At 72.3% G+C, this 14,494-nt stretch carries 13 protein-coding genes; 6 read left to right on the forward strand and 7 right to left on the reverse strand.

The features are described 5' to 3' along the window. The first annotated feature begins 70 nt into the window (after positions 1-70). The 4 genes from AB0G32_RS01940 to AB0G32_RS01955 all read left to right on the forward strand — a co-directional run bounded on the left by AB0G32_RS01940 (position 71) and on the right by AB0G32_RS01955 (position 3,901). Positions 71-670 (forward strand): TetR/AcrR family transcriptional regulator, encoded by a 600-nt coding sequence (locus tag AB0G32_RS01940; RefSeq protein WP_361157157.1) that lies wholly within the window; start codon positions 71-73, stop codon positions 668-670. A 104-nt stretch (positions 671-774) separates the two neighbouring features. Further along, positions 775-2,994 carry an MMPL family transporter gene (locus AB0G32_RS01945; protein ID WP_361156748.1) on the forward strand — a complete coding sequence of 740 codons (2,220 nt, stop codon included), beginning with the start codon at positions 775-777 and terminating at the stop codon, positions 2,992-2,994. Positions 2,995-3,091: 97 nt separating this feature from the next. Next, positions 3,092-3,589: a YbaK/EbsC family protein gene (locus AB0G32_RS01950; RefSeq protein ID WP_361156750.1), complete on the forward strand. Its 498-nt coding sequence runs from the start codon at positions 3,092-3,094 to the stop codon at positions 3,587-3,589. A 36-nt stretch (positions 3,590-3,625) separates the two neighbouring features. Then, entirely contained in the window at positions 3,626-3,901 is a 276-nt protein-coding gene (locus AB0G32_RS01955; protein ID WP_361156752.1) for a DUF1876 domain-containing protein, read from the forward strand. A 1-nt stretch (position 3,902) separates the two neighbouring features. On the opposite strand, the gene AB0G32_RS01960 is transcribed toward AB0G32_RS01955, so the two are convergent. The 4 genes from AB0G32_RS01960 to AB0G32_RS01975 are packed head-to-tail and all read right to left on the reverse strand — an operon-like array spanning position 3,903 to position 7,651. Then, a complete protein-coding gene (locus tag AB0G32_RS01960) occupies positions 3,903-5,078 on the reverse strand; it encodes a serine hydrolase domain-containing protein (RefSeq protein WP_361156755.1) in 1,176 nt (391 codons plus the stop codon). A gap of 8 nt (positions 5,079-5,086) precedes the next feature. Then, on the reverse strand, positions 5,087-5,845 hold the full coding sequence (locus AB0G32_RS01965; protein WP_361156757.1) for an ABC transporter ATP-binding protein: 759 nt from the start codon (positions 5,843-5,845) through the stop codon (positions 5,087-5,089). Continuing rightward, positions 5,833-6,594 (reverse strand): cobalt ECF transporter T component CbiQ, encoded by a 762-nt coding sequence (gene cbiQ / locus AB0G32_RS01970; RefSeq protein ID WP_361156760.1) that lies wholly within the window; start codon positions 6,592-6,594, stop codon positions 5,833-5,835. The genes AB0G32_RS01965 and cbiQ overlap by 13 nt, the downstream gene beginning before the upstream one ends. Position 6,595: 1 nt before the next feature. Further along, positions 6,596-7,651 (reverse strand): energy-coupling factor ABC transporter permease, encoded by a 1,056-nt coding sequence (locus tag AB0G32_RS01975; RefSeq protein ID WP_361156762.1) that lies wholly within the window; start codon positions 7,649-7,651, stop codon positions 6,596-6,598. A gap of 116 nt (positions 7,652-7,767) precedes the next feature. Here AB0G32_RS01975 and AB0G32_RS01980 point away from each other — a divergent pair, with 116 nt between their 5' ends. Further along, positions 7,768-8,115: an SsgA family sporulation/cell division regulator gene (locus AB0G32_RS01980; RefSeq protein WP_361156765.1), complete on the forward strand. Its 348-nt coding sequence runs from the start codon at positions 7,768-7,770 to the stop codon at positions 8,113-8,115. Between the two features lie 34 nt (positions 8,116-8,149). On the opposite strand, the gene AB0G32_RS01985 is transcribed toward AB0G32_RS01980, so the two are convergent. From AB0G32_RS01985 to AB0G32_RS01995, 3 genes are all read right to left on the reverse strand, one after another. After that, positions 8,150-9,820 carry a penicillin-binding transpeptidase domain-containing protein gene (locus tag AB0G32_RS01985; RefSeq protein WP_361156767.1) on the reverse strand — a complete coding sequence of 557 codons (1,671 nt, stop codon included), beginning with the start codon at positions 9,818-9,820 and terminating at the stop codon, positions 8,150-8,152. Positions 9,821-9,920: 100 nt separating this feature from the next. Next, positions 9,921-11,537, reverse strand: a complete 1,617-nt coding sequence (locus AB0G32_RS01990; RefSeq protein ID WP_361156769.1) for a penicillin-binding transpeptidase domain-containing protein — start codon at positions 11,535-11,537, stop codon at positions 9,921-9,923. Positions 11,538-11,686: 149 nt separating this feature from the next. Continuing rightward, positions 11,687-13,453: a phospholipid carrier-dependent glycosyltransferase gene (locus tag AB0G32_RS01995; protein ID WP_361156772.1), complete on the reverse strand. Its 1,767-nt coding sequence runs from the start codon at positions 13,451-13,453 to the stop codon at positions 11,687-11,689. A 61-nt stretch (positions 13,454-13,514) separates the two neighbouring features. On the opposite strand from AB0G32_RS01995, the gene rsmI reads away from it, so the two are divergent. Next, the gene (rsmI, locus tag AB0G32_RS02000) at positions 13,515-14,372 is read left to right on the forward strand and encodes a 16S rRNA (cytidine(1402)-2'-O)-methyltransferase (protein ID WP_361156775.1); all 858 of its coding nucleotides are present in this window, start codon (positions 13,515-13,517) and stop codon (positions 14,370-14,372) included. The last annotated feature ends 122 nt before the right edge of the window (positions 14,373-14,494 follow it).

A 14,494-nucleotide genomic window follows, 5' to 3' on the forward strand; every position in this document is an offset into this window, starting at 1 on the left:
ACCGTGACCGAGGACACGTACGAAACCGTTTCGTTTCGTTAGGCGGGTGGGTTATCTTGAACACATGGAAATGGGACAGGTGGTGACGGCGCGCCGCAGCCGGATCACTCCCGAGCGCGAGGCCGAGCTGTACGGCGCCGTGCTCGACCTGCTCCGCGAAGTCGGCTACGACGCCCTCACCATGGACGCCGTGGCCACCCGCACCCGGTCCAGCAAGGCGACGCTCTACCGCCAGTGGGGCGGCAAGGCCGAGCTGGTCGTCAAAGCCATCCGGCACAACAAGCCGGGGAAGATCGCCGACATCGACACCGGGTCGCTGCGCGGCGATCTGCACGCCCTGCTGACCCGCGAGGACGACTGCGCCATGGAACAGAACTCCGCGCTGATGCGGGGCGTCGCCATGGCACTGCACCGGAACCCGGACCTGCGCCAGGCGTTCCGGGACCAGCTGATCGAACCGGAGACGGCCGAGTTCCGGCGCGTGCTGCAACGCGCCGTCGACCGCGGTGAGATCAGACCGGACTGCCCGGCGCTGGACTTCCTCGTGCACATGATGGTCGGCGGTTTCGCCACCACCGTCCTGCTGGACGAGCAGCCACCCACCCAGGCGTTCCTCGCCTCGTACATCGACGCCGTGATCCTCCCCGCCCTCGGCGTCCCCACCCCCTGACACCACCTTCCCCCGCAAGCCCCCACCTGACGTCACCGCTCACGTCGCCGGGCTGATCACCCCTGCCCTGAAACACTCCACGACATGACCGGGAGTACGCCCTCGTGGCCACGTTCCTCTACAAACTCGGCCGCCTCGCCTTCCGGCGACGGCATTTCGTCGCCCTGATATGGGTGGCGCTGCTGGCCGTCGCCGGGATCGGCGCGGCCAGCGCCCCGCCGGCCGGCAACAGCTCCTTCTCCATTCCCGGCACCGAGGCCCAGAAGGCCTTCGACCTGCTGGAACAGCGCTTCCCCGGCCAGAGCGCCGACGGCGCCACCGCCCGGGTCGTCTTCAAGGCACCCGACGGCGAGAAGATGACGGACGCCGGCAACAAGGCGACCGTGCTCAAGACCGTCGACGAACTGTCCGACGGCTCCGAGGTCAGCTCCGTCGCCGACCCCTACGAGGGCAAGACCGTCAGCAAGGACGGCACCATCGCCTACACGTCGGTGAAGTACGACGTCTCCGGCATGGAACTGGAGGAGTCCAGCAAGGACGCGCTGGAGGACGCCGCGCAGCAGGCGCGGGACGCCGGGCTGACCGTGGAGATCGGCGGTGACGCGCTCAGCGCGGTGCCCGAGACCGGCGCCACCGAGGTCATCGGCATCGCCATCGCCGCCGTCGTCCTGGTCATCACCTTCGGCTCGCTGGTCGCCGCCGGACTGCCGCTGCTCACCGCGCTCATCGGCGTCGGCATCGGCGTCTCCTCCATCACCGCGCTGGCCAGCGCCCTCGAACTGGGCTCCACCACCTCCATCCTGGCGATGATGATCGGCCTGGCGGTCGGCATCGACTACGCCCTGTTCATCGTCTCCCGCTACCGGGCCGAACTCGCCGAGGGACGCGAACGCGAGGAGGCGGCCGGCCGGGCCGTCGGCACCGCCGGCTCGGCGGTGGTCTTCGCCGGCCTGACCGTCCTGATCGCCCTGGTCGGACTGTCCGTCGTCAACATCCCGATGCTGACCAAGATGGGCATCGCGGCGGCCGGCACGGTCGCCATCGCGGTCCTCATCGCGCTGACCATGGTCCCGGCACTGCTCGGCTACGCGGGCCGCAGGGTCAAGCCGGCCGGCGCCAAGAGCAAGTTCCTGGGCGGCGCCCGCGCCGAGCGGGGGCAGCGGCAGAACAAGCCCAACATGGGCACCCGCTGGGCCCGCTTCGTGGTCCGCCGTCCGGTCGCCGTCCTGGTCCTGGGCGTGGTCGGGCTCGGCGCGATGGCCGTCCCGGCGGCCTCCCTCGAACTGGGCCTGGGCGACGACGGCTCCCAGCCGACCTCCACCACCCAGCGCCGCGCCTACGACCTCCTGTCGGAGGGCTTCGGCCCCGGCTTCAACGGCCCGCTGATGGTCGTGGTCGACGCCAAGGGCAGCGACGACCCGGAGGCCGCGTTCACCGACGTGTCCGACGAGATCAAGGGCCTGGACGGGGTCGTCACGGTGACACCGCCGGCGGCCAACAAGGCGGGCGACACGGCGACGATCACCGTGATCCCCGACTCCAAGCCGTCCTCCGTCGCCACCGAGGACCTGGTGCACGCCATCCGCGACGCGGGCGGCGACGTCAAGGCCGACACCGGCGCGGAGACCCTCGTGACCGGCTCCACGGCGATGAACATCGACGTCAGCCAGAAACTCAACGACGCGCTGATCCCGTACCTGGTGCTGGTCGTCGGCCTGGCCTTCCTCCTGCTGATCGTGGTCTTCCGCTCGGTCCTGGTCCCGCTGAAGGCGGCCCTCGGCTTCCTGCTGAGCGTGCTGGCGGCGCTCGGCGCGGTCGTCGCGGTCTTCCAGTGGGGCTGGCTGTCCGGCCTGCTGGGCGTGGAGGAGACCGGTCCGGTCATGTCGATGATGCCGATCTTCATGGTCGGCGTGGTCTTCGGCCTGGCGATGGACTACGAGGTCTTCCTGGTCACCCGGATGCGCGAGGCGTACGTCCACGGCGAGCAGCCCGGCGAGGCGATCGTCACCGGCTTCAAGCACGGCGCACGGGTGGTCACCGCCGCCGCGGTGATCATGATGGCGGTGTTCTCGGGATTCATCGGCTCCAGCGAGTCCATGATCAAGATGATCGGCTTCGGCCTCGCGATCGCGGTCTTCTTCGACGCGTTCGTCGTCCGCATGGCCATCGTCCCGGCGGTACTCGCACTGCTCGGCAAGCGCGCCTGGTGGCTGCCGAAGTGGCTGGACCGCGCGCTGCCCAACGTGGACGTCGAGGGCGAGGGCCTCAAGCACCTCGCCGGCGGCAAGGACCCCGACGAGGACAAGGAGCTGGCGCGCGCCTGACGCCCGGCCCCGCAATGACCAGCCGGTGAGGGCCCCGTGGGGACGGGGAGCCCTCACCGGCTTCCTCGTGCCGCGGTCGCGGTTCTAGGGTCGTGCCATGACCACGCCCCCCGACGCCCACCCCCGCTTCGCCGACGCCCTCGCCGCCCTCGGTCTGGCCGGCCTCACCGCGCGGATCCGCCGCTTCCCGGAGGCCACCCGCACCGCCGCCGAGGCCGCCGCCGCGGTCGGCTGCGAGCTGAGCCAGATCTGCAAGTCACTGATCTTCGCGGCGGACGGCGTACCGGTGCTGGTCCTCATGGACGGCGCCTCCCGCGTCGACGTGGAACTGGTCCGCCGGGAACTCGGCGCGGGCCGGGTCACCCGCGCCAAGGCCGACGTCGTACGGGAGACCACCGGGTACGCCATCGGCGGCGTCCCGCCCTTCGGCCACCGCACCGCCACCCGCGTCCTCGCCGACCGCTCCCTGCTCGCCCACGACCTCGTCTGGGCCGCCGCCGGCACCCCGTACACCGTCTTCCCGATGGCCCCGCGAGACCTCGTCGCGCACGCCGGGGCGACCCTGGTGGACGTGCGCGAACCCGCCGGCCGGTAGCACCCTGGAACAAGGGGCGCTACGGAGGTGAACGTCATGACGCACACACCGGTCGGATGGCACATCGAGGTCGAGTTCACGGAGGACGACACGCACACCCGGGCGGTCGCCCTGGTACGGACCGCCGACGGTACGGAGCTGCGGGCGCACGGGCACGCCAGCCGGCACCGCGCCGACACCCGGCAGCCGCGCGTCGGCGAGGAGGTCGCCGGGGCCCGGGCGCTGAACGAGCTGGCGATGCGGCTGCTGGACAAGGCGCACGAGGAGATCGACGAGGCGTCGGGGCGGGAGTCCCACCCCATCCACGTATGAGCTATCCCCGGTCGGCCAGTGCCGCCCGTACCGCCCGGACCAGCGCCTGCGCCCGCGGGTCCGCCGTCACCGTCCGGCGGAAGCCGTTGGTGACATAGCCGAAGGCGATGCCCGACTCCGGGTCGGCGAAGCCGAGGGCGCCGCCGCGGCCCGGGTGGCCGAAGGAGCCCGGGGACAGCATCGGCGCCGCGCCGCCGTGCAGCATGTAGCCCAGGCCGAAGCGGGTGCCGACGACCAGCACCCGGTCCGGGCCCGCCGACTCCTCGGTCCGGGCCGCCGCCGTCGTCGCCGGGTCCAGCAGCCGGACGCCGTCGACCTCGCCGGTCAGCGCCGCGTAGAAGCGGGCCAGCGCGTCGGCGGTCGCGATGCCGTTGGTGGCGGGCAGCGCCGCCGCCCGGTACGCGGGGTCGTTCTGGTCGGGGAACGGCGCGATCGCGCCGAAGGCCCGGCGGGTGACCGAGCCGGGATCGTCGTAGGCGGCGGTGACGGAGCGCTTCGGGCGCATCCGCAGCCCGCCGGTGGGGGGTTCCGGGTCGTCGAGCCGGCCCACGCGGCCCGCGCGGCCGGCCCGCTCCTCGTCCGCCGGGAGGCCGAGCCACAGGTCGAGGCCGAGCGGGCCGGCGATCTCGGCCGCGATCCACTCGCCGGTGCCGCGGCCGGTCACCCGGCGCACCAGGCCGTCCAGCAGCCAGCCGTAGGTCAGCGCGTGGTAGCCGTGGTCGGTGCCCGGCTCCCAGACGGGGGCCTGGGCGGCGACCGCCTCCGGCCCGCGCAGCGGGTCCAGCGCCTCGTCGGCCGTCAGCGGACGGTCGAGCAGGGGCAGGCCGGCCCGGTGGTTCAGGATGTGCCGGACCAGGAGCCGTTCCTTGCCGTGCGCCTTGAACGACGGCCAGTACGCGGCCACCGGCGCGTCCAGGTCCAGTTCCCCGCGCTGGTGCAGCAGCAGCGGTACGGCGGCGGCGACGCCCTTGGTGGCGGACCGGACCACCTGGGCGGTGCCGCGCCGCCAGGGCTCGGTGCCGTCGATGTCCCGGGTGCCGGCCCACAGGTCGACGACCCGGTGGCCGTCGCGGTAGACGGCGACGGCGGCGCCCCGGTCGCCGAGGATGGTGAAGTTCCGTTCGAACGCGTCCCGGACCGGTTCGTAGCCCTCGGTCACGCTGCCCTGTATGCGCACGTCCGCCATCATGCCGTCGGCACCGAGCGCGGGTCGAAGCCGAAGGGCAGTTCGAGGCGGTGGGCGCGCATCAAGGCGTCGTCGGCGAGCAGGTCGGCGGTCGGGCCGTCCGCCGCGATCACCCCGTCGCTGAGGATCAGGGCGCGGGGGCAGAGCTGAAGGGCGTAGGGCAGGTCGTGGGTGACCATCAGGACCGTGACGTCGAGCGAGAGCAGGATGTCGGCGAGTTCGCGGCGGGCGGCCGGGTCCAGGTTGGAGGACGGCTCGTCCAGGACGAGGATCTCCGGTTCCATCGCGAGCACCGTCGCCACCGCGACCCGGCGGCGCTGCCCGAAGGAGAGGTGGTGCGGGGGGCGGTTCTGGAAGCCGGCCATGCCGACCTGGGCCAGCGCCCGGTCCACCCGTTCCTCCAGCGCGGCCCCCTTCAGCCCGGCCGCCGCCGGTCCGAACGCCACGTCCTCCCGGACGGTCGGCATGAAGAGCTGGTCGTCGGGGTCCTGGAAGACGATGCCGACCCGGCGCCGGATCTCCGCCATGTGCTGTTTGTCCACCGGCTGCCCGGCGACCGTCACCGTGCCCGCGCCACCGGTCAGGATGCCGTTGAGGTGCAGCACGAGGGTCGTCTTGCCGGCGCCGTTCGGGCCGAGCAGGGCGACGCGTTCACCGCGCGCGATCGAGAAGTCCACGCCGAACAGGGCCTGATGCCCGTCGGGGTAGGCGAAGGCGAGGCCGGAGACCTCCAGGGAAGCAGTCGTCACAGGGTCCATCCCAGCAGACAGACCAGCAGCGCGGCACACGGGAGGGTCAGTGCGTACGACCACTGGGCCCGGGACGCGGTCACCTCGTCGATGACCGGCATCGAACCGGCGTAGCCGCGGCTGACCATCGCCAGGTGGACGCGTTCGCCGCGTTCGTAGGAGCGGATGAACAGCGCCCCGGCGGATTTCGCCAGCACCCCCCAGTGCCGTACGCCGCTCGCCTCGAAGCCGCGCGACTGGCGGGCGATCCGCATCCGCCGCATCTCGTCGGTGATGACATCGCCGTAGCGGATCATGAAGGACGCGATCTGGACGAGGAGCGGCGGGAGCTTGAGGCGCTGGAGGCCGAGGAGGAGTTCGCGCAGTTCGGTGCTGGCGGCCAGCAGGACCGAGGCGGCCACCCCCAGGGTGCCCTTGGCCAGTACGTTCCAGGCGCCCCACAGGCCGTTCACGCTCAGCGACAGGCCCAGCACGTCCACCCGGCCGCCCTCGGCCACGAACGGCATCAGCACCGCGAACGCGACGAACGGCACCTCGATCAGCAGGCGCTTGAGGAGGAAGCCGGGCGGCACGCGGGCCGCGTACGCCACCGAGGCGAGCAGCAGCGCGTAGAGGCCGAAGGCCCACATCGCCTCGCGCGGTGTGGACACCACGACGACCACGAAGGCGAAGGTGGCGGCGAGCTTGGTGTGCGGGGGCAGCCCGTGCACGGGGGAGTGCCCGTGCCGGTAGAGGCGATGCGCGTGACCGGCGCCCATGTCAGACGCTCGTGCTGGTCGGAGCGGTGTCGGCGGGGCCGGCGGTGCGGCGCCGGCGGATCGTCCAGAACACCGCGCTGCCCGCGACGACCGTGACGCCCACGCCGATCACGCCCGCCAGACCGCCGGAGAGTCGGGCGTCGGTGATGTCCTTGACGCCGTAGTCGGCGAGCGGCGAGTCGGCGGCGGCGTGCTCCTCGGCCTTGGCGTCGATGCCCTTGTCGGCGGCGACCTTCTCCAGACCGTCGGGGCTGGCGGAGGCGTAGAAGCTGACGAAACCGGCGAGGACCACGGAGACCGCCAGGCCGGTGAGCCACACCTTGCGGTGCGAACGCCGGGCCGCCACCGGGGCCGGGCCGGCGGCGGGCGCGTCGACGAGTTCGCCGCCCACCCGCAGCTTGAGCCGCTGCGTCAGGCCCCGCGCGCCGTACACCAGGTCCGGGCGGACGGCGATGACGGCGCCGACGGTGAGCGCGGTGATGACGGCCTCGCCGATGCCGATCAGGACGTGCACGCCGATCATGGCGGTGGCGACCTTGCCGATGGACACGTCGGTGGTGCCGCCGACCCAGTAGATGAGGGTGAAGGCGACGGCGGCGGCCGGCACGGAGAGCAGCGCCGCGACGAACGAGGCGACGGTCACCGAGCGGCGGGTGCGCGGCAGCACCTTCACCAGGCCCCGGAAGACGGCGTAGGCGACGACCGTGGTGACGATCGCCATGTCGGTGATGTTGACGCCGAGCGCGGTCAGACCGCCGTCCGCGAAGAGGATGCCCTGCATGAGCAGGACCACGGAGACACAGAGGACCCCGGTCCAGGGGCCGACGAGTATCGCCGCCAGGGCGCCGCCGAGCAGATGGCCGCTGGTTCCCGCCGCGACCGGGAAGTTCAGCATCTGCACGGCGAAGATGAACGCCGCGACCAGGCCGGCCAGCGGCGCGGTCCGCTCGTCCAGTTCCTTGCGCGCGCCGCGCAGGCCGGCCGCTACGGCGCCGGCGGCGACGACACCGGTGATGGCGGAGGTCGGGGCGTTGATGAATCCGTCAGGTACGTGCACCACTCGATGATAAGGAGTAGTTGCAACCTCTACGCAAGAGCGAGGTAAACGCTCCGGAAGCATCAATCATGAAATATGGGACATTAGGATGGGGGTCGAGGCGAAGGAGCCGGTCGATGGCGGTGGTCGAGCAGTACGCGCGGGTCCAGGTGCTCACCGACGTGGACGACGGCCGGTGCATACCGGTGGTGCTCCGCTACGACCCCGAGGACGACCCCCGGTCGGTACGGATCGGGCTGCCCGGCCCGCGGTACTTCACCTTCGCCCGCGAGCTGCTGGAGCAGGGGCTGCGGGCGCCGGCCGGCACCGGTGAGGTGCGGGTGTGGCCGTGCGGCCGGGTGCGGGCCGTGGTGGAGTTCCACCCGGCGCAGGGCGGCTGCTCGGTGGTCCAGTTCGACACGGGCGACCTGCTGCGGTTCCTCAGCAGGACGTACGCGGCGGTCGCCGAACCCGTCCCGCGCTGAACCGCCGGCCGCCCAACCGTCAGCTACCCGGCCGTCAGCCGCCCGCCTTCAGCAGCGCCGCCACGATCGGGCCCGCCGTGTCGCCGCCGTGCCCGCCGGCCTGGACCACGCCCGCCGCGGCGAGGTCGTCCGCGTACGCGGTGAACCAGCCGTTCGGCTTCTCCTGCCCGTCGACCTCCGCCGACCCGGTCTTCGCGCCGGCGTCCCCGCCGATCCCGGCCATCGCCTCCGCCGCCGTGCCGTAGTCGGCCGTGTAGGCCATCAGCTCGCGCAGCTGGGCGAGGGTGCCGGCGGACATCGTGCGGGCGGCGGTGGCCAGTTCCCGGTCGTCCACCGAGGGGGCCACCAGGTACGGCTGGTGGAAGGTGCCGGTGCGCACCGTCGCCGCCACCGACGCCATGTTCAGCGGGTTCATCCGCACCCCGCCCTGTCCGATCAGGGACGCCGCCTTCTGCGCGTCGCTCTGCACCGGGACCGCGCCGTCGAAGGACGGCACCCCGATCGCCCAGTTGTCCAGGCCCAGGCCGAAGACCTCCTGGGCCTGCTGGGTCAGATCGTCGTCGGACAGCTTCCCGGCCTGGCTGATGAAGGCGGTGTTGCAGGAGCGGGCGAAGCTCGCCTTGAAGGTGCCGCCCTTGATGGAGAACTTGTCGTCGTTCTGGAACTTCCAGCCGCCGTAGGTGAAGTACTTCGGGCAGGGATGCGCCTTGTCCGCCGACGCCAGGCCCTTCTCGATCAGCAGCGAGGAGGTGACGACCTTCATCGTGGAGCCGGGGGCCAGCGAGCCCTGGAAGGCCGTGTTGAAGCCGTGGCCGCTGTTGGCGACCGCGAGGATCTCGCCGGTGGAGGCGCGGGTCAGCACCACCGACGCCTGCTCGGTCGCGGCCACCTGCTCCTCGGCGAGGGCCTGGAGCCCGGGGTCGAGGGTCGTCCGCACCGTGCCCGGTGTGCCCTCGCTCAGCTCCAGCAGGGTCTTGTCGGAGAGCTTCTTCGCCTTCGACGCCTTGCCGCGCACCACCCGCAGTTCGATCCCGGCGGTGCCGCCGGCCTGCTTGCCGTACTTCTCGCGCAGCCCGTCCAGGACCGTGCCGAGCGAGGGGTACTTCGCGGCGGTGAGCTCGCCGCCGTCCCGGTCCACCGCGGTCACCGGCGGCGTCCCGGCCTCCCCGGTGACCAGCTTGTCGCCCTCGCCGAGGTCGGGATGGACGACGGCGGGCGTGAAGGCGACCCGGGGTTCCCCGTCGGCCTCGCGGCGTACGACGGTCAGCGCGCTGTCGTACGCCAGCGGCTCGCGGACGTCCTCGTAGACCACCGTCGCCTTGACCGAGAACGGCACCTTGGCGCCGGTCCGGGTGCCCGGGGTGAGGGTGACGTCCGTGAGGTGGGCGTCCTTGGCGTAGGAGGCGAGCAGGGCCTTGGCGGCGGTGGCCGAGTCGGTGGCGGCGGCCGCCGCGGCCGGCTTGCCCTGCTGCCAGGCGGTGAGGAAGCGGCGGGCCGTCGAGGTGACCTCGGCGGCCGACAGCGGGCCCGACTTCACCTTCCGCTCGGCCGCCGTGGTGCGCGCGTCGTCCCCGGCGGCCGGGCCGCCGGCCGTCAGCGCCCAGACACCGGCCCCGGCCCCGGCGACGACCGCGGCGATCACCCCGCCGAGCACGACGGGCCGCCTGCTGCTGCGTCGCTCGGCGACACGCCTTCTGTTGCCCACTGCTTCCCGTTTCCCTAGGTGCCGTCCGATCCGCGACGACGGCACACACACTCTTCCAACGACGCCCCGCGCCCAGCGGTCCCGCCCCGCGGGGGTGAGTTCAGCCGCCGGCCCGCAGCACGTCCGCGACGATCGGGCCGGCCGCGTCCCCGCCGTGGCCGCCCTCCTCGGTCATGGCCGCCGCCGCGATGTCGTCGCGGAACCCGGTGAACCAGCTGTTGGACACGGTCTGCCCGTCGACCTCGGCCGACCCGGTCTTCGCGCCGATGTCCCCGCCGAGCCCGGACATCGCCTCGGCGGCGGTGCCCTGCGTGGCGGTGAGCCGCATCATCTGCTTGATCTGCGACGAGGTGTCCGGGGACAGGCCCTTGGCGGTGGCCAGCTCCCGGTCGTCCAGGTCGGGGGAGACCAGGTAGGGCTGGCGGAACGTGCCGGTGATCGCGGTCGCCGTCACCGAGGCCATGTTGAGCGGGTTCATCTGCACCTGGCCCTGGCCGATGGCGCCCGCCGCCCGGTCCGGGCCGCTGGAGGCCGGCACGCTGCCGTCGAAGGAGACGATGCCGGTCTTCCAGTTGTCCTTGCCCAGGCCGAACCGCTCCTGGGCCTCCGTCATCAGCGACGAGTCGGTGAGCGGCTTCTCGTCGATCAGCTTGATGAAGGCGGTGTTGCAGGACCGCTGGAAGCTGTTGGCCAGCGTGGCGGACTCGTTGGGCTCCATGCCGGTGAGGTTCTTGAAGACCTGGCCCTGCCAGATCGCCTGGTCGGGGCAGGGCGCGGCGCCGTTCATCGAGGTCACACCGTTGTCGATGAGCATCGCCGCGGTGATTATCTTCATCGTGGAGCCGGGCGCGACCCGGCCCTGGAAGGCCGCGTTGAAGCCGTCCGCGCGGTGGTTGGCCACCGCCAGCACCTCACCGCTGCTGGGCTTGACGGCCACCACGGAGGACTCGTCGAACTCCTCCACCGCCTTTTCCGCCGCCGCCTGCACACCCGCGCTCAGCGTCGTTTTCAGCTTGCCCGGCTCGCCCTCGGCCAGCGTCACCAGCGGGGTGTCCGCCACCGACTGGGAGGCGTGCCGGACCATCAGCTCGATACCGGGCTCGCCGCCCGCCTGGTCGCCGTACTTCTCCCGCAGCGTGTCCAGGACCGGGCCGAGCGAGGGGTACTTCTCCTTGGTCAGCACCTTGCCGTCGCGGTCCACCGCCTCGATCGGCGGGCTGGACGCCTCCGCGGTGACCAGGGTGTCGCCCTCGGCCGCCAGGTCCGGATGGACCACGGACGGCTCCCAGTCGACCAGCGCCTTCCCGGTGGTCTTCCCCCGCACCACGGTCAGCCGGCTCTTGTACGTCAGGGGCTTGGTACTGCCCTCGTAGGAGACCTTCGCCTTGACGGTGAACGGCACCTTCGCGCCGGTCGCCGCGGCCGGGGTGATGGTGACGCCGCTGATGTGCGCGTCCTCGGCGTACGCGGTGAGCAGGGTGGTCGCCGACGCGTCGTCGTTGGTGTACGACGCGGCTTCCTCGGCCTTGCCGTCCGCCCAGGCCGCGAAGAACTTCTTGGTCGTCTCCGCGACCTCGTCACCGCTCGGCGGGCCGGTCTTCACCTCGTCCCCGCCGCCGCCCAGCGCCGACACGACATTGAAGGCGCCGTAGCCGGCCCCTCCGACCATCACGGCGAACACCCCGCCGATGACGGCGGCCTTCATCCCCCTGCCCATCGGCAGTCCCCTCCCGTCGGAATCCCGGACGCGCTGTTGAACGCGTTCAGAAAGTGGTCACACTGGCACTCTATGTGCCGCGAGTGGCTCGCGGCACGGCTGTTTCCGTTTGGTGGCCGAACGGAGACACAGAGATCTCCGTCCCCCGGTCACACCCACGTGTCCAGCCACATCCGGGCCCGCCAGTCCGCCATCGGGATCGCCGTACCCGTGTAGAGCGGCCAGAAGTAGACGAAGTTCCACGCCACGAGGAGGAACAGCACCCCGGCCGCCACCGCGCCGCCCACCCGCCGCGCGTCGCTCGCCCCCGGCCGGCCGATCACCGCCCCCAGCAGCATCGCCACCGCCAGGCACAGGAACGGCAGGAAGACGACGGCGTAGAACAGGAAGATCGTGCGCTCCTGGTACATGAACCAGGGCAGGTACCCGGCCGCGATCCCGCAGGCGATGGCGCCGGCCCGCCAGTCGCGGCGGAATGCCCAGCGCCACAGCACGTAGAGCAGCGCGAAGCAGCCCAGCCACCACAGCGCCGGCGTGCCCAGCGCCAGCACCTCGCGGGCGCACTTCTCGCCCGCGTCCGCCGGGCAGCCGTCGGTGCCGGGGGACGGCGACTCGTAGAAGTAGGAGACCGGGCGGCCCAGCACCAGCCAGCTCCACGGGTTGGACTGGTAGGTGTGCGGCGAGGTCAGGTGGGTGTGGAACTCGTAGACCTGCGTCTCGTAGTGCCACAGGCTGCGCCACCAGTCCGGGAACAGCCAGGACCAGTCGCTGTTCTTCCCGTCGGTGGCCGCCCAGTTGCGGTAGTAGCCGCCGGTGCCGTCGCCCGGGGACAGGATCCAGCCGGTCCAGGAGACCAGGTACGTGACGATCGCCACCGGGACCGTGGCGAGGAACGCCCAGCCCAGGTCGTACTTGAGCACCGCGGTCCGGGGACGCACCGCACCGGCCACCCGGCGGGCGCCCACGTCCCACAGCACCGCCATCACGCAGAACGCCACCAGGATGTACAGGCCGTTCCACTTGGTGCCGATGGCCAGGCCCAGCATCAGCCCGGCCGCCCAGCGCCACGGCCGCCACCCGATCCGGGTGGTCTCGGCGACGTGCGCGTCCGGGCGGACCATGCCGTCGGCGTCCACCGGCAGCGCGGCGGCGAGTTTCGCGCGCGCCCGGTCGCGGTCGACCAGCAGACAGCCGAAGGCGGCCAGTACGAAGAAGACCAGCACGCTGTCGAGCAGCGCGGTCCGGCTCATCACGAAGGCCAGCCCGTCCAGCGTCAGCAGCGCGCCGGCCAGACAGCCGAGGAACGTCGAGCGGAACAGCCGGCGCCCGATGCGGCACAGCAGCAGCACCGAGAGGGTGCCGAGCAGCGCGGTCATGAACCGCCAGCCGAACGGATCGAACCCGAACAGCCACTCACCGACGCCGATCACGAACTTGCCGACCGGCGGATGCACGACGTACGACGCGTCGGTGGGGACGGTGACGTCGCCGCCGGAGTTCAGGATCAGGTCGTTGGCGTTCTTGTCCCAGTTGACCTCGAAGCCGCGGTTGATCAGCGCCCAGGCGTCCTTGGCGTAGTACGTCTCGTCGAATATCACCGCCTTCGGGCTGCCCAGGTGCCAGAACCGCAGCACCCCCGCCACCAGCGTGACCAGCAGCGGCCCGCCCCAGCCCGACCAGCGCGCCAGCCGGTCGGCGACCGGCCCGGACAGGCCGAGGAAGGCCCACAGCCGGGGACCGGGCCGCCGGTACGGCGGCACCAGCCGTTCGCGGACGTCGCTGTGGTCCGGGGCCGCGTACCCGAACCGCCGCAGCCGTCGCTGCCACGCCGGCCGGCTCTCGTGCGGGGCATGGTCTCGCCGGGTGTCCGTGGAGTCCGTGGAGCCGGAGTCCGTGGACGACGCTGTACTGGTCACCGCGCCATCGTAGGGAACCGCTCTGTGCGAGTCCCGTGCTTGCCCCTGCGAGGATGGAAACGTGACAGTCGCAACCGGAATCCTGGTCCTCGCCGGCACCCCCATCGGCGACCTCGCCGACGCCCCGCCCCGGCTCGCCGAGGAGCTGACCGCCGCCGACGTCGTCGCCGCGGAGGACACCCGGCGGCTGCGCCGGCTCACCCAGGGGCTCGGGGTGACGCCCAAGGGGCGCGTGGTGTCGTACTTCGAGGGCAACGAGACGGCGCGTACGCCGGAGCTGGTCGAGGAGCTGGTGCGGGGCGCCCGGGTGGTGCTGGTGACCGACGCCGGCATGCCGTCCGTGTCCGACCCCGGGTACCGGCTGGTCGCCGCCGCCGTCGAGCGGGGCGTCAAGGTCACCGCCGTGCCCGGGCCGTCCGCCGTGCTGACCGCGCTGGCGCTGTCCGCGCTGCCGGTGGACCGGTTCTGCTTCGAGGGGTTCCCGCCGCGCAAGACCGGCGAACGGCTCACCCGGCTGCGGGAGGTCGCGGGCGAGCGCCGCACCCTGGTCTACTTCGAGTCCCCGCACCGGGTCGCCGACACCCTCGCCGCGATGGCCGAGGTCTTCGGCACCGGCCGGCGCGCCGCCGTCTGCCGGGAGCTGACCAAGACGTACGAGGAGGTCAAACGCGGCCCGCTCGGCGAACTGGCGGCATGGGCGGCCGACGGGGTGCGCGGCGAGATCACCGTCGTCGTCGAGGGCGCCCCCGACCAGGACGGCGCACAGCTCGGCGCCGATGAACTGGTGCGCCGGGTGCGGGTGCGCGAGGAGGCGGGGGAGCGGCGCAAGGAGGCCATCGCGGCGGTCGCCGCCGCGGCGGGCGTACCGAAACGGGAGGTGTTCGACGCCGTGGTCGCGGCGAAGAACGCCGGCGGGTGAGCCACGGGCACACGCCCCATGGGAGGGCAAACGAAGGGGCCCGTACGGCAAGAGACCGTCAAAACACCCCCAACACTTGACAGCCCTGGTGATTCCAGGCCGCTCCGGGCATCCACTGGAGG

This window comes from Streptomyces sp. NPDC023723 (assembly GCF_040639815.1).
GTDB lineage: Bacteria > Actinomycetota > Actinomycetes > Streptomycetales > Streptomycetaceae > Streptomyces.

Excerpts from the sequence above, each read along its gene's own strand:
- AB0G32_RS01940 (WP_361157157.1), top strand. The coding sequence starts at position 71 with ATGGGACAGGTGGTGACGGCGCGCCGCAGCCGGATCACTCCCGAGCGC.
- AB0G32_RS01950 (WP_361156750.1), top strand. The coding sequence starts at position 3,092 with ATGACCACGCCCCCCGACGCCCACCCCCGCTTCGCCGACGCCCTCGCC.
- AB0G32_RS01955 (WP_361156752.1), top strand. The coding sequence starts at position 3,626 with ATGACGCACACACCGGTCGGATGGCACATCGAGGTCGAGTTCACGGAG.
- AB0G32_RS01965 (WP_361156757.1), bottom strand. The coding sequence starts at position 5,845 with ATGGACCCTGTGACGACTGCTTCCCTGGAGGTCTCCGGCCTCGCCTTC.
- cbiQ (WP_361156760.1), bottom strand. The coding sequence starts at position 6,594 with ATGGGCGCCGGTCACGCGCATCGCCTCTACCGGCACGGGCACTCCCCC.
- AB0G32_RS01980 (WP_361156765.1), top strand. The coding sequence starts at position 7,768 with ATGGCGGTGGTCGAGCAGTACGCGCGGGTCCAGGTGCTCACCGACGTG.
- AB0G32_RS01990 (WP_361156769.1), bottom strand. The coding sequence starts at position 11,537 with ATGGGCAGGGGGATGAAGGCCGCCGTCATCGGCGGGGTGTTCGCCGTG.